The sequence below is a fragment of the Mycobacterium simulans genome (genome assembly GCF_900232995.1).
In the GTDB taxonomy this organism is placed as follows: Bacteria; Actinomycetota; Actinomycetes; order Mycobacteriales; family Mycobacteriaceae; genus Mycobacterium; species Mycobacterium simulans.
Genome location: NZ_OCVX01000004.1, coordinates 196,614 through 218,366, shown reverse-complemented (window position 1 = coordinate 218,366; position 21,753 = coordinate 196,614). Strand labels below are relative to the sequence as shown.

The 21,753-nt window shown below is 64.8% G+C and carries 11 protein-coding genes; 5 read left to right on the top strand and 6 right to left on the bottom strand.

All coding sequences use genetic code 11. From position 1 onward, the window contains the following. Positions 1-16: 16 nt before the first annotated feature. The 5 genes from MSIMFI_RS17150 to bla all read left to right on the top strand — a co-directional run bounded on the left by MSIMFI_RS17150 (position 17) and on the right by bla (position 4,524). Positions 17-766: an SDR family NAD(P)-dependent oxidoreductase gene (locus MSIMFI_RS17150; protein WP_191498364.1), complete on the top strand. Its 750-nt coding sequence runs from the start codon at positions 17-19 to the stop codon at positions 764-766. After that, entirely contained in the window at positions 763-1,935 is a 1,173-nt protein-coding gene (cbiE, locus tag MSIMFI_RS17145; protein WP_191498363.1) for a precorrin-6y C5,15-methyltransferase (decarboxylating) subunit CbiE, read from the top strand. The genes MSIMFI_RS17150 and cbiE overlap by 4 nt, the downstream gene beginning before the upstream one ends. Continuing rightward, on the top strand, positions 1,932-2,681 hold the full coding sequence (gene cobM, locus MSIMFI_RS17140; RefSeq protein WP_191498362.1) for a precorrin-4 C(11)-methyltransferase: 750 nt from the start codon (positions 1,932-1,934) through the stop codon (positions 2,679-2,681). Before cbiE ends, cobM begins: the two co-directional genes overlap by 4 nt. Further along, positions 2,678-3,406, top strand: coding sequence for a cobalt-precorrin-6A reductase (locus MSIMFI_RS17135; RefSeq protein WP_191498575.1), 729 nt, complete (start codon positions 2,678-2,680; stop codon positions 3,404-3,406). Before cobM ends, MSIMFI_RS17135 begins: the two co-directional genes overlap by 4 nt. Before the next feature lie 197 nt (positions 3,407-3,603). Then, positions 3,604-4,524 carry a class A beta-lactamase gene (gene bla, locus MSIMFI_RS17130; RefSeq protein WP_191498361.1) on the top strand — a complete coding sequence of 307 codons (921 nt, stop codon included), beginning with the start codon at positions 3,604-3,606 and terminating at the stop codon, positions 4,522-4,524. Positions 4,525-4,527: 3 nt separating this feature from the next. Here the strand turns inward: bla and MSIMFI_RS17125 are convergent, their stop codons facing one another. The 6 genes from MSIMFI_RS17125 to MSIMFI_RS17100 all read right to left on the bottom strand — a co-directional run. Beyond that, on the bottom strand, positions 4,528-7,518 hold the full coding sequence (locus tag MSIMFI_RS17125) for an AfsR/SARP family transcriptional regulator (RefSeq protein WP_224770298.1): 2,991 nt from the start codon (positions 7,516-7,518) through the stop codon (positions 4,528-4,530). A gap of 64 nt (positions 7,519-7,582) precedes the next feature. Next, a complete protein-coding gene (locus tag MSIMFI_RS17120; RefSeq protein ID WP_191498359.1) occupies positions 7,583-9,055 on the bottom strand; it encodes a precorrin-2 C(20)-methyltransferase in 1,473 nt (490 codons plus the stop codon). Continuing rightward, on the bottom strand, positions 9,052-9,678 hold the full coding sequence (locus tag MSIMFI_RS17115) for a precorrin-8X methylmutase (RefSeq protein ID WP_191498358.1): 627 nt from the start codon (positions 9,676-9,678) through the stop codon (positions 9,052-9,054). Before MSIMFI_RS17115 ends, MSIMFI_RS17120 begins: the two co-directional genes overlap by 4 nt. 9 nt (positions 9,679-9,687) lie before the next feature. Then, complete coding sequence (cobG, locus tag MSIMFI_RS17110) at positions 9,688-10,779, bottom strand: precorrin-3B synthase (RefSeq protein WP_191498357.1); 1,092 nt, start codon at positions 10,777-10,779, stop codon at positions 9,688-9,690. Positions 10,780-10,864: 85 nt separating this feature from the next. Beyond that, complete coding sequence (locus MSIMFI_RS17105) at positions 10,865-11,350, bottom strand: Rv1419 family lectin (RefSeq protein WP_191498356.1); 486 nt, start codon at positions 11,348-11,350, stop codon at positions 10,865-10,867. Between the two features lie 276 nt (positions 11,351-11,626). Then, positions 11,627-21,753: non-ribosomal peptide synthetase/type I polyketide synthase (locus tag MSIMFI_RS17100; protein WP_191498355.1), on the bottom strand; the 10,127-nt coding region annotated here is incomplete at its 5' end.

Here is a 21,753-nt window from a genome sequence, read left to right as displayed (position 1 = left end):
GGTGATAATCGCAGCCGTGGACGACACGGGCGCAGGTCCGGTAGTAATTTTCGGCGGTCGCAGCGAGATCGGCGCCGAACTGGCGCGACGCCTGGCTCCCGGGGCGACGGTGGTCCTGGCTGCTCGGCAGGCCGATCAGCTACACGAACAAGTCGCCGACCTGCACGCCGCCGGCGCCTCAAAAGTGCACACCACCGAATTCGACGCCGACGACCTGGCCTCACACGGGCCGCTGGTCGCCTCGATCATCGCCGAGCACGGCCCCATCGGCATCGCGGTCCTGGCCTTCGGGATCCTCGGTGACCAGGCCCGCGCCGAAACCGATGCCTATCATGCTGTCGCCATCGTGCACACCGACTACGTCGCTCAGGTCAGCCTGCTCACACATCTGGCGGCGGCGATGCGCACGGCCCACAAAGGGTCACTGGTGGTGTTCTCCTCGGTCGCAGGCATCAGGGTGCGCCGCGCCAACTATGTCTACGGATCGGCGAAGGCCGGGCTGGACGGCTTCGCCAACGGCTTGGCCGACGCGCTGTACGGCACCGGCGTGAGGCTCCTCATCTCCCGTCCGGGATTCGTCATCGGACGCATGACGGCAGGCATGGCACCAGCACCGCTGTCCAGCACGCCCGAGCAGGTAGCGGCGGCCACCGCGCGTGCGCTGGTCAAGGGGCGGCGCACCGTCTGGATCCCCTGGGCATTGCGACCCATGTTCTTCACCCTCAAGCTCCTGCCGCAGTTCGTCTGGCGCAGGATGCCGCGATGATCATCGTCGTTGGTATCGGCGCCGACGGGATGCCAGGAATCTCGCAGACCGCAAAGTCCGAATTGCAAAGAGCCGCGGTAGTTTACGGCTCAAAGAGGCAACTCGACCTGCTCGACGGCACCGTAACCCCGGAGCGCCGCGAATGGCCGTCACCCATGCTGCCCGCCCTACAAACGCTGGATCCGGATGGAGCCGACATCCACGTGGTAGCCAGCGGAGACCCGCTGTTGCACGGCATCGGCGGCAGCCTGATCCGCATCTTCGGTGCTAAGAAGGTCCGCGTGCTACCGCACGTGTCGGCGGTGACCCTGGCCTGTGCCCGAATGGGCTGGAACGTCCACGACACCGAGGTGATCAGCCTGGTTACGGCGCAACCGGCCACCGCGGTGCGCCGCGGCGGCCAGGCGATCGTCTTATCGAGCGACCGCACCACACCGAAGGCGCTGGCGGTGTTGCTTAACGCCTACGGACGCGGTGATTCTCAGCTCAGCGTGCTCGAACAGCTCGGCGGTCCCAGCGAACGCAGACGCGACGGCACCGCGCGGGATTGGGCCGACAGTACCCCCACAAACGTCGACGATCTGAACGTGATCGCTGTCCGCTATCTGCCAGACGAGCTCCTGAGGACATTGCCCGACGACGCATTCGTCAACGACGGGCAGATCACCAAACACGGGATCCGGGCGGTGACCCTCGCGGCGCTGGCGCCGCGGCCGGGACAGCGACTCTGGGATGTTGGCGCGGGCTCGGGCAGCATCGCCGTCGAGTGGTGTCGGAGCTGGCCGGGCTGTAGCGCGGTGGCATTCGAACGCAACGAGCACCGCCGCCGCAACATCGGATTCAATGCCGCCGCCTCCGGCGTAAGCATCGATGTGCGGAGCGAAGCGCCTGAACAATTCGAGGGCGCCGCAAAACCTGACGTCATTTTCGTCGGCGGCGGCATTACCCAGCCGGGTCTGTTGGATGCTTGTCTCGACAACCTGCTCGCGGGTGGACACCTGGTTGCCAACGCGGTCACCGTTGAATCGGAAGCCATTCTTGCGCAAGCGCATTCGCGATATGAAGGTGCACTCAAGCGCTTCCAGCACTACCACGGCGAACCGCTCGGCGGCTTCACCGGCTGGCGCCCGCAGCTGCCGGTCACCCAGTGGACGGTGACCAAGCGGTGACGGTCTACTTCATCGGAGCGGGCCCAGGCGCCGCCGACCTGATCACGGTGCGCGGCCAACGGCTCCTCGAAACCTGCCCGGTGTGCCTGTATGCGGGTTCGATCATGCCGAAAGACCTGTTGGCGCACTGTCCATCCGACGCCAAAATCATCGACACCGGCCCGTTGACGCTTGACCAGATCGTCGCCGAGTTCGCGGCCGCCGACGCCGCCAACCTCGATGTGGCCCGGTTGCATTCCGGTGACCCGTCGGTGTATAGCGCACTGGCCGAGCAGTGCCGAAGACTTGACGCCTTAGGCATCAACTACGAAATCGTCCCGGGCGTACCGGCTTTCGCCGCAGCCGCTGCGGTGCTCAAACGTGAGCTCACCGTCCCGGGAGTTGCGCAGACCGTCACGCTAACCCGAGTAGCCACCCTATCGACGCCGATGCCGCCCGGCGAAGACCTCTCCAACCTCGCCCGATCCGGCGCCACCTTGGTGTTGCACCTGGCCGCAGCCCAGATCGACACCATCGTCCCGCAGCTACTCGGCACCGGCTACAAACCCGAAACACCAACGGCAGTAGTGGCTTTCGCTAGCTGGCCACAGGAAACCGTACTGCGCGGCAGCTTGGGCGATATCGCCACACAGATGCACGACGCCAACATCACCAAGACCGCCGTCATCGTTGTCGGCGATGTGTTGGCCGCCGAGGGTTTCACCGACAGCTACCTGTATTCGGTAGCCCGCCGAGAGGCCCACTGATGCGGCTGCTGCTGCTCGGCGGCACCGCCGAGGGTCGGGCGCTGGCCAAAACCTTGCACCCGCGCGTCGACCTCATCAGCTCCCTGGCCGGCCGGGTGCCCGACCCGGCGTTGCCCGTCGGCCCGGTGCGAATAGGCGGGTTCGGGGGCACCGATGGGCTACGGCGGTGGCTCACAAAAGAAGACATCGGCGCCGTCGTCGACGCCACCCATCCGTTCGCGGCGACCATCACCGCACACGCCGCGCAGGTCTGTGAGGAATTGCAAGTGCCTTACCTGGTGCTGGCTCGCCCACCATGGGACCCGGGCGCCGCCATCGTCGTTAAATCGGATACCGAAGCGGCAGAAATTGTTGCCCAACAAGGATTTTCACGTGTCTTCCTGACCACCGGCCGATCCGGCGTCAACGCCTTCGCCGACGGCGAAGCGTGGTTCTTGATTCGTGCCGTCACCGCGCCGGACGCCGCCTCGCTGCCGCGTCATCACCAGGTGGTGCTGTCCCGGGGGCCGTATCACTACGACGACGAGTTCCAGCTCTTACGGGAGCACCGCATCGACGCGTTGGTCACCAAGAACAGTGGTGGCGACATGACGCGAGCGAAGCTGGACGCCGCTGCCGCACTCCACATTCCGGTGGTGATGGTGGCACGCCCGGAACTGCCGGCCGGGGTGACGACGGTGGGCACCGTGCAACAGGCCGCCGATTGGGTTGCCGCGCTGGGCTAACCGGTCATGTCGTCGCGCTCCTGCCTCAAGCACCCGCGCGTTCCCGTTTGCTGCCGCCAGGGCGAGCGTGGTAACGGCCTCGTCGTCGCTTGACGCGGTCATGGGCATCCAGCTTAAACGGGGACACTGGCCGTGCATACGACCGGCTGTCGTAGCGGTGGTGATCTGGCGGTCCAGCGGACGTGTGATACTGCGGCATGCTCGACAGCCCGCACGCCCACTTCGGCCGGCGTGAGTTCCTGACCGCTGCCGTCCTGATTCCGCTCGCAGGTTGCGCGCGCCGTGCCAGCGGTGATCCTCCCGCAGTGACCACCGCGGTGGCACGACCGGATATCGCCGAACGCTTCATTGAGCTCGAGCAAAAATATGAGGCCCGCCTCGGCGTGTACGTGCCAGGTGCACAGATCGCATACCGCTCCGACGAGCGGTTCGCGTTCTGCTCGACCTTCAAGGCGCCCCTGGTCGCGGCGGTACTGCACCAATATCCACTGACGCATCTGGACAAGGTGGTCACTTACACCCACGACGACATCCGGTCGATCTCACCGGTGACCCAACAACACGTCGAGACCGGAATGACGATCGGGCAACTCTGCGATGCGGCGATCCGCTACAGCGACGGCACCGCGGCCAATCTGTTGCTGGCCGACCTTTCTAGTCCAGGGGGCGGGACGGCGACATTCACCGGATTTCTGCGCGAGCTCGGCGACACCGTGAGCCGGCTGGATCAACTGGAACCGGAGCTGAACCGCAACGCCCCGGGCGACGAGCGGGACACGACAACCCCGCGCGCGATCTCCCTTGTCGTCCAACAGCTGGTGCTCGGCAACGCGTTGCCCGCAGACAAGCGGGCGATGCTGATCGATTGGATGGCACGCAACACCACCGGAGCCAAGCGCATCCGAGCGGGATTTCCGGCCGATTGGAAAGTGATCGACAAGACTGGGTCCGGAGACTACGGCCGGGCCAATGACGTTGCGGTCGTGTGGTCGCCCGGCGGTGTGGCCAACGTCGTGGCGATCTACTCCGATCGTGCCGGCAACGGGTATGAGGCCGAACCCAGCGAGGAGTTGATCGCCGATGCGGCGGCGCTTGTCGCGTCCGTGCTGGGCGGCTAGCAGCTAGCGCGAGCCTGGGGAAATGACCTCAGCGATGTCAGACATGTTCAGCGCAGTGCCTTCGTTCCAGGCGGCCTGGAATTCTGCCGCGCTGAGCTGCTCGCGCACGCGACGTTCGCATTCCGAGTGGAAGTCGCCGACGAGCACACTAGCGAGTATGGCTCCGCTGGCACGGCTTATTTCGGCGGCCGCCGCCATCAGGACCGCGGCTTGTCGCGGCTGGTTGCAGGTTTCGGTAATCCAGGCCAAGAGTTCGAGTCCATTTGCGACCTCGTATTGGTTACTGACTTCGAGGCCAAGTTGAAGGCACTGGTAGAGGAATTGTTCGGCGCGCTGCAGATCGCCCAGGCGCCAGTGCGCCGCACCAACCGTTCCCAGTGCGGCTACTCGCATCACCCAGTCGCCGCGGGATTGAGCCAAGGCGAGAGATTTGTCAGACCACGCCAGCGCACCGTGGGGATCACCTGAAATTATGTCCAGCCAGCTCATAGCCCCCATCGAGTAGACCTGGACTTCGAAGTCATCGGTCGCGGCCATTGCCTGCTCGAGGTGGTCCTGCACGTGGTCGATGTTGCCAGTCATCAAGGCGATGTAGGCATCGTAAAAATGGATCCTGCCGCGCGTGTCGGGGTCCTCGACCACTTCGAAGAGGCTACGCGCCTCAGCAAGCCAGCTCATGCCTGTCACCATGTCTCCGTGATGGATGGTCAGGAGCGCCACGGTAAACAGCGCCCGCATGCGCTGCACGCTGGGTTCCGGTGAGGTGGCATCCAGAGCACGGCTTGCCCATCGGCAGCCTTCGCTGAGCACCGCATAGCAGAGCCAGAACTGGCGCATGGCAACGGTCATATCGACCGCCATGACTGGATTGTCGGTCAGGCTGAATTGCAGCGCCTCCCGGATGTTGGGCAGGTCACGGGTAAGGCGCTCGATCCATTGGAGTTGTTGGGGACCGAACCATTGGGCCTCGGCCTCAGCAAGCAGCTGGTGATACCACGCGGCGTGGCGTCGAGCCAATCGCAGGTGTTCGGCCTCGGTGGTGTGGCTGTTTCCGAAGTCGCGCAGTGTCTCCAAGAGCCGAAAGCACACCACGCCGTGGTGTTCGGTGCGGATCAGGATCGATTTGTCGACCAATGCGGACAGCAGGTCCAGGAATTCGTCCGCGGGCACGTCCTCACCGCAGATGCCGCGGGCGGTGGCTAGATCAAAGCTTTCGACCAACACCGATAGCCGGCGCCACAGTCGCTGTTCGGATTGGGTGCACAGGTCATAGCTCCAGTCCAGACACGCCATCAGGCTTTGTCGGCGAGTGGGGGCGCCGCGATGGCCGTGGCTGAGGAATCCGAAGCGGTCGGCGAGCTCCTCGGCGATCTGCTCGGCCGACATCACCCGGGTGCGCGCGGCGGCCAGCTCGATGGCTAGTGGCAACCCATCCAAGCGGGCACAGCTGCGCGCTATCGCCGTGGCATTGTGGACGTCGAGCTCAAATCCGGGAACCACTGCCCGCGCCCGCTGCACAAACAACTGCACGGCCGCATAACCGGCCACGCTGCCCAGCGTGGGATCTTCGCCGAGGGTCGGACACGACAGCGGGTCTAGCCGCAGCACCGCTTCGCCGCCGATGTCGAGCACCTCGCGGCTGGTGGCCAGCATCTGCAGCTGCGGGCAATCCCGCAGCAGCGTCTCGGCGAGATTGGCCACGTCGTCGATGAGGTGTTCGCAGCTGTCGAGTACCACCAGCGACTGACGCTGCCCGAGGAAGTCGACCAGCACCTCGGTCAGGGCTCGACCCAGCTGATCACGCACTCCCAACGCCGCGGCCACCACCTCGGTAAGCAGTGCACCTTCGCGCAGTTCGGCTAAGTCCACCCACCACGCGCCATCGGTAAACTGCTGGCGCAACTTGGCGGCGGTGTGGGCGGCCAAGGTGGTCTTACCAACCCCACCGACACCGGTCACCGTGACCAGCCGCGAGACTGACAACAACTCTTGCAGCTGGGTCACCTCCGCGTCGCGCCCCACGAAAGTGGTTACCGTCGACGGCAGCCTGCGCCCACGCCCCAATTCGCGCTGGTGTCCGACAAGACTGGTAGGGCGCCGCAAGAGTCCCGAATGTAGCCGCTCGAAGACGCGCGGGTGAGGCGGTGCCGCAACCCGCGAAACAGGGTGGGCCGCTTGCCCTTCGGCCTCGCCCGTGAGGATGTGCTGATGCAGTTGGCGCAGCCCCGAGCCGGGATCAACACCAAGCTCCTCGACAAGTCGCTCGCGTATCCGGCGATAAGTGTCCAGCGAATCGGCCTGCCGGCCATTGCGGAACTGGGCCAGCATCAACTGCCCGGCCAGGCGTTCGTCGAGCGGATTGGCCGCCTGCGCCGCGGATATCTCCACGAGTAACTCAGCGTGTCTACCCACCCGCAACGCGACATCGTTTCGGTCCAGCTCCACTGAAAACCGCTCAGCCTGCAAAGCACCGCGAATGTCGTTGATCCACGGAGTATCCAGGGACACGAATGGTTCACCGGACCAGATTGCCAAGGCCCGGTCGAACAAACCCGCGGCTTCGTCCGGGTCGGCGCTGGCGCGCGCCTGTGCCACCACAGACCGGAAGCGGTACAGGTCCACCGTCAACGGGTCCGCGGCAAGAACGTATCCGCCCGGCTCACGCGAAATCACCGTGTTCTCGGTGCCAGCAAGCAGATTCCGCAGCCGAGACACATAACCCGCAAGGGAATTTCGGGCATGATGCGGCGGCCGGTCCGACCACACCCGATCAACCAGCTGGTCCACCGGGATCGGCCGATTCACATCGATCAGGAATGCGACCAGCACACACCGTTGGCGGGCATGCCCGATTTCGAGTCGCCGCCCGTCGACTCGAGCTTCCATGTCGCCGAGCAACTTGAACTCGACCGCCATCCAGCAACCCTCTCCGCAGCTGCGCAGCGAACGCAGCATGTCTGGTGGTGGGTAGCATACGTCCAGCGGAGCAGCCATTGCGGCCACATCACGAGACTTCACAGTGATGGCCGTCAGATGACGCGAGATGAGCGCGGGACGGCTAGCCAGGGTAGCGTCGGGGAGTAAACACCTGCTCCCCGGAATCCGTTGAGTGCCATTGCGTTTGGGATGATCCGATGATCAGTAGGCAACGCATGTCGACGTCGGCGGGATTGAGGTCAGCCAGCCGCACCACGCGGACGTCTTCGTCAGGCCCGGATACATTCCGGCCGATCACCACCGGCGTGCCGGGCTCGCGGTGGGCCAACAACAGCTCGCGCATCGCGCCGACCTGCCACGTTCGTGTCTTGGAAGCGGGGTTGTAGATGGCCAGTACCAAGTCGGCGCCGGCGGCGGCGGCCAGGCGCGCGGCGATCACCTCCCACGGTTTGAGCCGGTCGGACAGTGAGATCACCGCATAGTCGTGACCCAGCGGAGCGCCGACCCGGCTGGCCACGGCCTGCGCGGCCGTCATCGCCGGAATCACCCGGATCCGCACGCTGGGCCATTGTTTGGCTTCCTCCAGTACGGCGGTGGCCATCGCGAACACTCCCGGGTCGCCCGACGACACCACCGCAACCGCGTTCCCCTGCTCGGCCAGCGCGCACGCCAATCGCGCGCGGGCGGGCTCGTCGGTGTTGTCGCTGGGATGGCGCCGCTGGCCGTCACGCACCGGCACCCGGTTCAGGTAGCCGTGGTAGCCGATAAGGTCGGTCGCACAAGCCAATTCACGTCGGCTCTGCGGCGTCATCCAGTCGGTGTGGCCGGGTCCCAGGCCCACCACCGCAACGCTGCCGGCCACCGACCCTCGTCGCCGTCCACCAGGAAGCATGGCCAGCGAGAAGTAGGGCACGCTGGTCTCGTCGACTTCCGCTGCGGGCAGCACGCGTTGGCCGGGTGTGCTTGCGCGCTCCACGTAGAACGCGTCGTCGAGTTGGCCGGACGCCGAAAGCGCTTCCCGCACATTGTGGTACGACCGGCCCAGCTTGAGAACCACGGCCGCGTCGACGTCGGCGAGCCGACGGGTCAGCTCGGCGACCGGCAACGTGCCCGGCAGCACCGACAGCACCTCATCACCGGCTACCAATGGTGTCGCGACCGCCGCCGACGCCGCGCTCACCGACGTCACACCCGGCACGATGACGGCATTGAAGCGACGGGTGAGCCGGGTGTGCAGATGCATGTAGGAGCTGTAGAACAGCGGGTCGCCCTCGGCGAGCAGCGCCACATTGCGCCCGGCGTCGAGGTGCGCGGCGATCCGCTCGGTCGCTTCGACGTAGAAGTCTTCGATCGCACCGACGTAGCCGCCGGGATGATCGGTGGTCTCGGTAGTCACCGGATAGACGAGGTGTTCCTCGATCTGGCCAGCCCGCAGATACGGTTCGGCGATACCGCGGGCGATGCTGCGACCGTGACGGGCGCTGTGGTACGCGACCACGTCGGCCTCGCCGATCACCCGGGCGGCCTTGACGGTCACCAACTCCGGATCACCGGGCCCCAGCCCGACTCCCCAGAGCGTGCCTCTCGACGTCATTCGGCGTCGCTTGCGATCGCGTTGACGGCGGCGGCTGCCATGGCGCTGCCGCCACGGCGGCCCCGCACCACCAGATACGACATGCCGCGCGGACGCTCGATCAGCTCCTGCTTGGACTGCGCCGAGCCGACAAAGCCGACCGGTCCGCCCAGCACCGCCGCCGGCGCCGGGGCCCCTTCGTCGATCAGCTCCAGCAGCCGGAATAGCGCGGTGGGCGCGTTACCGATGGCCACGATCGCGCCTGCCAGCTGGTTGGCCCACAGCTCCACACCGGCCGCCGAGCGGGTGGTCTGCCGACGCGCGGCCAGTTCGGCGGCGCGCGGATCGGCGACCAGCGTCACCACCTCGTTGCCGGCGGGCAGTCGTGCGGTGGTGATCCCGGCGGCCACCATCGACGAATCGCACAGCACCGGGGCGCCGCCCGCCAACGCGGCGCTGGCGCGGGAGACGACGTCGTCGGTGTAGGCGACGTGCTCGGTGAGGTCGACCTGCCCGCAGGTGTGGATCAGCCGGACCACCACGCGGGTGACGTCGGCGGGGAATCGCGTCAGGTCGGCTTCGGCGCGGATCGCCGCGAACGACAGTCGGTAGATTTCCGCCGCGTCGCGGATGTAATCGAGCACCTGCTCACCTTAGGACCTGAGAACCCGGTATCCCGTTCCGGCGGCTACCAGCACCTCACCCGCAAGCGGGCTGCCGCAGGCGCGTTCGCAGCCGACGAAGTGCCGATGCACGGCGGAATTTGGGTCCAGCGATTGTGCCGCGTCGGCCCGTACGTCGGCCGTGGAGTGCGCGCAGCCCGGGCTGCCGGTGCAGGCGCTGACGGTCAGCCAGGGGGAGTCTTCGTCGAATACCAACCCCAGCGGCGCCAGCACGCGCAGGGCCACCTCTGCTACATCCTCGCTGAGGTCGCACACCAGAACCGACCGCCACGGCGTGACCACCAGCGGAGCCTCGATCGCGGCCAGGAAGTCCGCGACACGTGCGGACAGGACTCCGAGCGGCACCGCCGCGCCCAGCGTGATGCGGCCGTCGTCCTGGGATATCCAGCCGACCGGTCCCGCGGTGACGGGTGGGAACGCAGCGCCCACCTCGACGCCGGGAAGCAGGTCATTAAGGTTGGTCAATTCATTTATCCGCCAAGCTTTTCCGCGGATTTCGACAAACCGCAGCGCGATGCCGAGCAGCGTCTCGGTGACATCGCTAACCCGCACTCCCGTGTCGCGTCCGCTCAGCAGCAGGGCGACACCGTCGTCAAACAGCTGCACGCCGACGTCGGCACCCAGCCCGGACACGTCACCGCGACCATCGTCGAGACTGAACCAGAACCGGCCGCCAAGGTCCGCGAGGCGCGGTTCGGCGCGGATCGCGGCGTCCAATTCTTCGACCCACGGCCGAACGTCGGCCTTGCCGCCGACCCGGCCGGTCAGCGGCGACGCCACGATGTTGCGGACCCGCTCGTGCGTCGCCGACGGCAGCAGGCCAGCCGCCGCCAGGGAACCCGCCACGGCCTCAACATCCCGGATCCCGCGCAGCTGAACGTTGCCGCGCACGGTCAGCTCGAGCGTTCCCGAGCCCACCTCGCTCGACAAGTTGGCCAGCGTCGCCAGCTGGGCGGCGGTGATGATTCCGCCGGGTAGCCGTACCCGCGCCAACGTGCCGTCGGCGGCCTGGTGCACGTGCAGCGCGCCCGGGCAGGCGTCGGTGTCGCGTGCTCGGGGCATGGTTCACGGTACGACGCATCAAGTTGCGCGGCTACCGCACCGTCGGAGACGTGGGATGGCTCGCCGGGCCTGCCCAGCGAACCGGTTACGGAACGCTATCCCACTGTTCGTCTTCCACATCCGCGATGCAGTGATACGCAATCACCGCCGTCCCCGGCTGTGCGACGCCGCCGGATATGTTGAGGCACGGACCGAGGGCACTGGTGACCTGGCCGTTGGCCTCGAGCTTCCAACGTTGGTTGTTCGTATTGGTCTGACACCGCATGAGCGTCACCGGGGTGTTATCCGCTGCGCCGCTGATGCTCACGCAATTCCCGGGGACGGCCATGCTCTCGATCTGACCGGCAGAGTTGACAACCCAAAGCTGGGATTTCGCCCCGGTGCAGGGATTGACCATCGTCGCGGAGTTGGCCCCATTCGGGCCGTCGAGACACCAATTTCCCAATCGGCTCTTCAATTGGATCGGGTCGGTGGCACTCGCCACGCTAGCGCTGAGCAGCGCGACACCGAACACCGCGCCGAATAGGCCGAGCGCCCGGCGCACACCGCTCATCAACCGTGTTTCATGCATTCGGCTTCCATCCTTTCGTCCTGGTCACCCTCACAAGACCGCAAGGTGCACCGGCCGCACCGAGACCACCACCGCCACAGATGGTTTGCCGCACCTACCAAGATTCAAACCCGGCCGGTGACTCGTTATCGGCGTCGCGGATTCGGGCATGGTTCGCGGTGCAGCCCCAGCGGCGTAGCGTGCCGGACAGCGAGGCTCGGTGGTTGTGGTGCCAGAGAAGCGTCTGCCGAAGGGTTTCCCTGCTGGACAAGAGGATTGGTGCGATCGGAACCGCGACTAGCGAAGATACGACGCGAGTTGCTGGCCGAACAACTTCAGCGGTTTCGGGTTGAGCATCTCAAAATGTGTGGACTCGACGGGGTGTTCGGTGATGTTGCCGGCAGCGTATGGTCGCCACATTGGCTGAAGCGCTGAGCCGTCGCCGCGGTTTTCCGAGAAAATAACCATGTCGCCATCGAATATGTCCGGGACATGTTGTGAAAGAAGTCGAATACTGGCATTCATGTTATCGACCATTTCCTCCACGATAGGCTTGGGCGGAAGTAGGAACTCCGTAGCCTCGTGGCGCTGCAAGAGTACCTCTGCCTGCTGATAGGTCAATGTTCGGAATTGTCCATCAATGTTGATGCCGTTCATTTGCAGCATGGTGCTAAGAAAGCTGCTCTCGGTCACCGGGTCTGAATCTTTCAGAGCGTTATCAAGGCCACCAGCAGCGGCTGGATTCAGAATCGCATCTAGGAGTAGTAGGCGTCGAACTACACATCCTCGTCGCTGCAGCTCGACGGCAAGCTGATGCGCGACAACGCCGCCAAAAGACCAACCCAAGAGATTGTATGGTCCGTCGGTATAAAACTCTTGAACCGTATCGGCGTATTGCGCGGCGATGTCGCGGATTGATCCACGCCATTCCCCACTTGGCGGCAGTGGGAAGCCGATGATGGGGCAGTCCACATATGCGGCCAGGTTTCGATATTGCCAGCTGAGTCCGCCTCCGGGTGGAGGACAAAACAACGGAATCCCGTCACCGTGTTTGAGTACTTCAACAGGAAGGAGCTCGATTGAACTGTCTGCCGAGCCCAGTCGCTGGCTTAGGCTTTCGACCGTCGGCGACTCAAACAACGCCCGCACCGGAACATCGGCATCGAATGACGTGTTGATCGCAGCGATCGCCCGCATCGCTGACAGGGAATCGCCCCCGAGATCGAAAAACGAGTCCTCGACCCCAACCCGCTCGAGCCCCAACACCTGGGCGTAGATGCCGGCCAGGATTTCCTCTACCGGACCGCTCGGCGCCCGATACCGGTCGCTGTCCCCGTAATCGGGGGCTCGCAGGGCGCGGGTGTCGAGCTTGCCGTTGAGCGTCAACGGCAGTTCGTCCAACGCCACCACCGCCGCGGGCACCATATAGGCCGGCAACCGAGTCGCCAGCGCAACACGTGCCTGCACCGGATCGGCCGTGCCGGTGACATAACCGACCAGACGTTTATCTCCTGGCCCGTCCTGGCGGGCGATCACCACCGCCTGCTCCACCCCATCCAGCCCGGCCAGTGCGGCCTGCACCTCACCGAGTTCGATGCGATACCCGCGGATCTTTACTTGCTCATCGCCACGCCCGACGTAGTCCAGTTGGCCGTCAAGACGCCACCGCACCAGGTCCCCGCTGCGATACATGCGTGCTCCAAGCACCCCGCCCCCGCCGAACGGACACGCCACAAACCGCGACGCAGTCAAGCCGGCCCGACCCCAATACCCCACCGCCAACCCAGAACCTGCCACATATAGCTCCCCGACCACACCGGCCGGCACCGGACGCAACGATCCATCCAGCACAAAAAATGCTAGATGCGCCAATGGCGCCCCGATGGGGCTGGCACTGCTGGCAGTGTCGCCGTCGACGATCTCCCGCAACGAGGCATGCACCGTCGTCTCGGTGATGCCGTACATGTTGTGCAGGCAGGGTGATCCCGGGTGGTTGTCGAGCCAATCCCGGAGCCGGTTTGGTTGCAGCGCTTCGCCGCCGAACACGACAGCTCGAAGCTTCAGGTGCCGTCCCGGCTCGGGTGAGACCGCGTCGGCGGTCTGCAGCGCATAGAACGCCGAGGGGGTTTGGCTTAAGACGCTGACTTGTTCACCGATCAGTAAGGCGTGCAGTTCGTCCGGCGAGCGGGTCACTTCGTCAGGTACCACCACCAGCCGCCCACCACTGAGCAGCGCACCCCAGATCTCCCACACCGAAAAGTCGAAGGCATACGAGTGGCACTGTGTCCACGCCTGTCCCGGTGCCAGCTCCAGTTCGGCATCCAGTGTTGCCAGTAGCGTGGTGACGTTGCGGTGGGTGATGGCTACCCCCTTGGGCACACCGGTGGTACCCGACGTGTAGATGACGTAGGCGACGTCATCGGCGCTTGGCGCCGGGGGAGCCGTGCTGGGTTGGGTGTCATGAACGGGATCGTCGATGTCGATGACCGCCAGGTTGCACCCGTCCAGCCGCGGGCGCAGTTCGGTCGTGGTGATCGCGGCGATCGGCGCGGCGTCGGCCAGCATGAACTCGATCCGCGCCGCAGGGTGCGCGGGGTCGATCGGCAGATAGGCCGCCCCGGTCTTGAGCACCGCCACGATTGCGACGACCGCCTCGACGGAACGGGAAAACAGCAGTGCGACAAAGTGTCCCGGGCCCGCACCATGAGCGGTCAGCAGGTGCGCCAACCGGTTGGCGGCCTCGTCAACCTCGCCATAGGTCCACGAACGCTCACCGCCGCTTAGCGCCACCGCATCAGGGCTGCGCGACACCTGCGCAGCGAACAACACCGGAATTGAGGGCGACGTGGCTGCCGCGGCCGGGGCCGTTAACACCGCCCGGTTGCCCCACTCACCCAGCCGGGCGTGCTCAGCCGCATCGAGCACATCCACCGACGAAAGCCGCCGTGTCGGATCGGCGGTCATCGCCAACAACACTCGCTCTAGCCGCTCAACCAGCCGCCGAATGCTGGCAGCGTCGAACACGTCAGTGCGGAATTCCACAAAGCCGCCGATGCCAGCGGGCTCACCGGTTCCGCTGAAGCGTTGCGCCAACGAGAAAACCAGGTCCATGCGCGCGGTGTGGGTGCTCACCGGGATCGAATCGACTTCTATACCTTCTAGGGCCAATTCGGCTGGGGGGTCGTTCTGCCACGCCAGCATCACCTGGATCAGTGGGTGATGAGTCAACGACCGACTCGGATTGAGCTTGTCCACCAACATCTCAAACGGCACATCCTGATGCTCAAAAGCCTCCAGGCTGCGCTCGCGCACCTGCGCCAGCAACTCAGCAAAGCTCAGAGCACCGGCCATCTGGACTCGCAACACCAACGTGTTGACGAAAAACCCGGCCAACTCATCCAGAGCCGGATCATCACGGCCGGCCACCGGGAACCCCACCGCTATATCGTTGGTCGCCGCGATCGTCGACAACAGTGCGCTCAGGGCGGTCTGGATCACCATGAAACTCGTGGCATCATGCTCCCGCGCGACCCTGGCCACCTGCTGCTGCAGCTGCGCCGACCATTGCACCCCAACAGTGGCGCCGCGGTAATCGGACATCGGCGGATAGGGCCGATCGGTGGGCAACTGTAGCCACTCAGGCATGTCCGCCAACGCCTTGACCCAATAGTCCACTTGGGTCTCGAAAGCGCCACTGCCGCTGCCGATCTCACCTAGGTTGGCGCGCTGCCACAGTGTGTAGTCAACGTACTGTACCGGCAAGCTAGCCCAATCCGGAGCCTGTCCCGCACTCCGATTGGCATAGGCCACACCAAGATCGCGCACCAGCGGTCTCAGGGACCAGCCGTCCGCAGCGATGTGATGGATGACGACCGCTAGCGCGTGATCGTCGTCGGCAACCCGAAAAAGCTGCGCTCGCAACGGGATTTCGGTAGCCAAATCGAAACTGTGGTGCGCCGCCGCGTCGATGGCGTCATGTAACCGGCCTTCCGGCCACGCCGTCGAATCCGTTATCTGCCAACCGAAGTCGGTCCGATCAGCGGTGATGACCACCTGCTGAGGGGTTCCCGCAACAGCCACAAACACCGTGCGCAGGCTTTCATGGCGAGCCACCACGTCAGCCAATGCGAGACGCAACGCATCGACATCCAGCCGACCGCGCAACCGCAATGCCCACGCCAAGTTGTAGACGGGCGAGGGTCCCTCTAACTGATCGAGGAACCATAACCGGCTCTGCGCGAACGACAGCGGAATCACCGAGGGCCGCTCGCTTGCCACCAATGGTGTGCGCCCCGACCCCGCACCTCCGGCCGCGATGCGGGCCGCTAACCCGGCAACCGTGGGCGCGTCGAACACAGTGCGCACCGCAAGATGGGCGTCCAGGGTGGTGTTGACCGCGGCGATCATCCGCATCGCCAGCAGCGAATCGCCGCCTAAGTCGAAAAACGACTCATCCACACCGACGCGGTCCAAACCCAGCACCCGCGCGTAGATGCCGGCAATGGTTTCCTCGGTGGATGTCGTTGGCGCCCGGTAGCGTTCGGCGCTACCGTACTCCGGTGCCGGCAGGGCACGTTTGTCGAGTTTGCCGTTGACGGTCAACGGCAAGGCCGGCAAAACGACCACCGCCGCCGGAATCATGTAAGGGGGCAGCCGGTCCGCCAGAGTCTCACGCGCCCAGCGCGCATCCACCGTCCCGGTGACATAACCGACGAGCCGCTTGTTGCCGGGGCTGTCTTCACGGGCGATCACCGCTGCGGTATCCACCCCCGGGAGCTGCGTCAGTGCGGTTGCGACTTCGCCGAGTTCGATGCGATAGCCGCGGATCTTGACCTGCTCGTCGGCGCGCCCGACATACTCCAGCTGCCCATCAGTGCGCCAACGCACTAGATCCCCGGTGCGATACATCCGTATTCCTGGCGCCCGCACGCCGCCGAATGGGCACGCCACAAACCGCGACGCCGTCAACCCCGGCCGGCGCACATATCCGCAACCCACCCCGCGACCGGCGACATACAACTCGCCGACCACACCCGCCGGCACCGGCCGCAACCACCCGTCAAGCACAAAAAACGCTGCCCCGGAAACCGGCGACCCAATCGGCGGAACCCCTGACCCGGCTGTCAACGGCGCGCTGGTCGACACCGTGATGGTGGTCTCGGTGGGCCCGTAGCCATTGACCATCACTCGCCCCGGTGCCCACCGGTCGACCAAGTCGGCTGGACAAGCCTCGGCGCCGACGATCAGTGCCAGCGAATCCAAACCCTGCGGCGATAACAGCGCCGCCGCTGAGGGGGTTTGAATCAATACTTCGACTTGTTCAGCGACCAACGCGGCGTGCAGGTCCGTCGCCGAACGTGTCACCGACTCGGGCACTACCACCAGCCGCCCGCCGTGTACCAGGGCGCTGAAGATCTCCCACACCGAGGTGTCGAAGCCATACGAAAACCACTGCATCCACACCTTTCCCGGCGCCGACGCCGGGCCCGCATTCGGTGCCTGAAGGAGCTGAGTCACGTTCTGGTGGGTGATTGCCACCCCCTTAGGCGTTCCGGTGGTGCCCGAGGTGTAGATCATGTAGGCGATGTTGTCGGGGGCTGGCGCCGGCAAGGCCGTGGCGGGGTCGGCGTCGATGCGGGGGTCCTCGATATCGAGCACCAAAAGGTCGTGACCGGGCAGCCGCGTCTTGAGGTCGGCGGTGGTGACCGCGGCCACCGGACGGGCGTCCTGCAGCATGAACTCCACCCGCGCCTGGGGGTGCATCGGATCGATGGGCAGATACGTTGCCCCGGTTTTCAGCACCGCCAGAATTGCCACGATCGCCTCAGCGGACCGGGTGAACAGCAGCGCGACAGTGGCGCCGGGTACCGCGCCGTGGTCGATTAGCAAGTGCGCCAGCCGATTAGCGGCCTCGTCGAGCTGGCGGTAGCTCAGCGAACGTTCGCCCGACACCAGGGCAACCGCCGCCGGGCTGCGTTGCACCTGCGCGGCGAACAACTCCGGTATCGACGGCGGCGTGGCTGGCGGGGCTGAGGCCGGGGCCGTTAACACCGTGCGGTTGCCCCAGCCATCCAGGCGAGTGTGCTCACCCTCGTGGAGCACATCGATCGACCACAACGGTCGCGCCGGATCGGCCGCCAGCGCCACCAACACCCGCGCCAATCGGTTTGCCAGGTCAGCGACGTCAAGACCAGCTGGCGCGGTCAATGCGCCCAAGTTGTCGGTGGTCTCTACCCTCAGCGTCAACCGCCCGCCGGTCAGTTCGACAACGACGGTGACCGGAAAATGCGTCGGGCTCACCACTTCCGACAGATGGAAAGTCGCCGCGCCGGCGCTGAGGTCGTTGACGAACAGGCCATCGGACGGGAAGTTCTCGAATACCAGCAGCGTGTCGAACATTTCGCCGATCCCGGCCAGCTGACGCAGCCACGCATGGCTGAAGTAGGCGTGCTCACGTAGCCGCGCGGCATCCCGCTGCACAGTCGAGCAGTGCTCGGCCACAGTGGATTTGGGGTCGAGACGAACCCGCAGCGGCACGGTGTTGATGAGCAGGCCGACCATCGATTCGACGCCGTCCAGCTCGGTAGGCCGACCCGAAACCGCGACCCCGAATACCACGTCGTCGCGGCCGGTTAGCACAGACAACACCAGCGCCCAAGCGACCTGCGTCAGCGTGTTCAGGGTGATCCCGCAGCTGCGGGCACAGTCGACCAGGCCAGCGGTCGCCGTCGTGTCCAGAACCAGCTTGGCGCGCTTGGGCAACTCGCCAGGCGAAGCGGCTGGTAATGCCGCTGACAAAAGCGTCGGCGCCGAGAGACCCGCGAGGTGCTCGCGCCAAACCTGTTCACTCGGCGCCAGGTCGCGCCGGTTCAGCCAGCCGATGTAGTCGCGATAGGGCCGCGGTGCCGGAGCAAGCGCATCAACATTGCCGCCGGCGTGGTACAGGGTGAACAGCTCGCCGACGAACAGTGCAAGCGACCAGCCGTCAAGCACGATGGCGTGGACGGCGATGTGGAATCGCCAACGCGCATCGGGCAATTCGAGAAGCAGGAACCGGATAGCCGGACCACGTTCAAGGTCGAATCCGCGCTCTTGCTCCTCGGCCTCCACAGCCGCCGCCGCCTCCGCGTCGACGTTGAGCTGCCGCCACGGCAGGTCAACTACAGACGGCACTACCTGCACTGGATGCGGCAGGCCATCAGTGACGAAACTGACCTGCACATTCCGATGGCGATCTAGCGTCGCCGCCACGCAGTCGCGCAACAAGTCAGCGTCCAAAGAACCGGACACGTCGACGGCCACCCTCATCACGTACGGGTCGTCAGACGGTGCCTCAGTGAGCAGAGTAAACACCAACAGTCCCTGTTGAAGTGGACTGAGCATCATCACGTCGTCAATGCCGGATGCCTGCAGAGTCGCCAGCTCAGCGGGCGATAATCCCGACATGCTCATGGGCGGATACCGAACGTCGTCGTCGACTAGCCCGAAAGTGTCACTGCCAGCGTCGGTCTCGGTCTTGTCCAGGGCAGCCGCTAGCTGCATGATGGTGCGGTGTTCGAAGACCATTTGTGGGGTCAGGGGCAGGCCCGCTGCCCGGACGCGGTTGGCCAATTGCAAGGAACTGATGCTGTCACCACCGAGAGCGAGGAACTGATCGGTGCGCCCGACGTCATGGACGCCCAGGACCTGCTCGATGGCTGCGGCAAGGGTTCGTTCGGTATCGGTACGCGCCGGTTCGATCGACGCGTTGCCCTGCACGGTTGATGTCGGCGGCCGAGCCGCACTCCGGGTGCGTGGCGACATGTTGCCGTTCACCGCAGGGTCAAGCCAAAGCCGCTTGCGCTGGAAGGCATATGTTGGCAGATTCACCCGCCGCGCGGTCGAGCCCGCGTATGCGCTAGACCAATCGATTGGCGTACCGCAGACGTACACACTGGCCAATCCGCTTACAAATGAGAGGGTTTCGTCGACTTTTGGTTGCAGCAACAATGTCGGACCGATTTCCAGGACATTGCTAATATCGCCGGGCAGCCGGGCGTTATCCCTAAAGGGCACAGATCTTTTCAGCTGATCCACCCAATATTCGTGGCGGCTCAGCAAAGCAGACTCGACATGCTCGCCGGTCAGCCCCGAGATGACCCCGATCGTCGGGGTTTGGTAAGTAAGACGCTCGCACACCGCGATGTCATCTTCGGCCGTGGCCATTACAAGAGCACACGCGTCTGCCAAGGACCATAAACCGGCCACGTAGGCGGCGGTGATCTCGCCGACAGAATGCCCCATCACGAAGTCCGGCCGAAAACCCCAAGACTCAGCAAGCCGGAATAGCGCAACCTCGATAGCAAACAATGACGCCTGTGGCGGCTTATCACGCTGTGTGTCAAAGAAAGAGCACACCTCGTCGAATGCGCCGGCATATACCGGAAAACTTGCATACAGCTGGTCTCCGATACCCAGCAATTGTCCGCTGTCGCCCGGAAATACCGCCGCAGTTCTCGGGGAGACCCTTGCCGCGCCACGCACCACAGCCGATGAGGCCCCGTCCGTCGCCAACGATCGCAAGCCGTGGAGCAATGCATCGCGATCCCGCCCGACAATAACTGCGCGATGCTCAAACTGCGCTCGCGAACTGGCCAGCGAGAACCCGACGTCGAGCGGACGCAACCCGGAATTCCGCTCGAGCAGCGTCACCAGCCGAGCGGCCTGAATCGGCAGTGCCGCTTCCGATTTCGCGGTAACCACCCACGGGATAACTGGGACAAGGTCATCGTCAGGCACATCATTCGTGCCAATCGCGACAGGCGATCGCGGAGCTTCTTCGATGATTAAGTGCGTGTTGGTGCCGCTAATACTGAAGGCGGACACACCAACTCGACGCGCGTCACCCCGCCGCGGCCACGGCTGCGGCGCGGTGGCCAACGAAACGCCTCCCGACGACCAATCCACAAATGGCGCGGGTTCATCCGCATGCAATGTCGGCGGGATAACTTCATGGCGCATCGCCTCGATCGCCTTGATGACTCCGCCGACTCCGGCCGCAGCAGACGTGTGGCCGATATTCGATTTCAGCGACCCCAGCCACAACGGCCGACCTTCCGGCCGGTTGCGGCCGTAGGTCGCCATCAGCGCTCCCGCTTCGATCAGATCGCCCAACATCGTGCCGGTGCCATGCGCCTCCACCACGTCCACCGACGCCGCGTCGACGTCGGCATTCACCAGTGCCTGTCGGATCACGCGCTGCTGGGCCAAACCATTCGGCGTCGTCAGCCCGTTGGACGCCCCGTCGTGATTAACCGCCGTGCCCCGCACTAGCGCCAATACGGGATGATCGTTCTTCCGTGCATCCGAGAGCCGCTCCAACAGGAGGATGCCCACACCCTCAGCCCATCCGATGCCGTCAGCGGTTGCCGCAAATGACTTGCATCGTCCGTCAGGAGCCAGTGTCTGCTGGCCCGAGAGCTCGGTAAAAACTGCAGGAGTCGTCATCACCGTGACCCCGCCGGCCAGCGCCAACGAACACTCACCCAACCGCAAGGACTTCACGGCCTCATGGATCGCTACCGATGACGATGAACACGCGGTGTCGAGAACAAGGGTTGGCCCCTCGAGCCCCAGGAAATAGGAAATCCGCCCGGCAGCCACACTGGGCGCGTGGCCGGTCATCAAGTAGGGCAAGCCACCATCTGGGATTCCAGCCTCGGTATCCATGCTCACGCGGGTGTTGGGCATCATTCCCAGAAAGACCCCGGTGTCGCTTCCCCGAACCGTCGACGGATCAATCCCAGCTCGTTCAAAGACCTCCCAGACAGACTCCAGTGCCAATCGCTGCTGTGGGTCCATAGTCAAGGCTTCGGGCCAGCTAATCTCGAAGAATGCCGCATCAAAATCGGCGGCGTCGGACACAAAACCACCAAAACGCACATAGGAATTACTGTCGGTGTCCCAGCCGCGATCGGTTGGCCAGCCCGACACCAGATCACGGCCCTCGGCGACGGCATTCCATAAGTCCTCAGGCGAATCCAGTCCACCCGGGTAGCGACACGCCATGCTCACGACAGCGATCGGCTCCCGCAGACTTACGAAGTCGGTGAAGTCTTTGAGCGTTTTCTGATCGATTTGTCCTTTCGTACCTTTATTGGCTAGGGCAAAAAGCTGGTCCAGTAGGCCCGCGTCATCGAGCTCGCTGATCGGGATCGACCCAAGGGTGCGCTGCAGAGTTTCTTGGTCGGATTTCCCGAGTCGCGTTGTCGCATTGTCGGATTCGGGCTGGCCGCGGCCGAGTTGCTGGTGCAGGTGGTGGGCGAGGGCGGCTGGGGTGGGGTGGTCAAAGATCAGGCTGGGCACCAGGGTCAGGCCGGTGCGTTGGGTTAAGGCGTTGCGCAGTTCGAGTGCGGTCAGCGAGTCGATGCCGAGGTCTTTGAAGG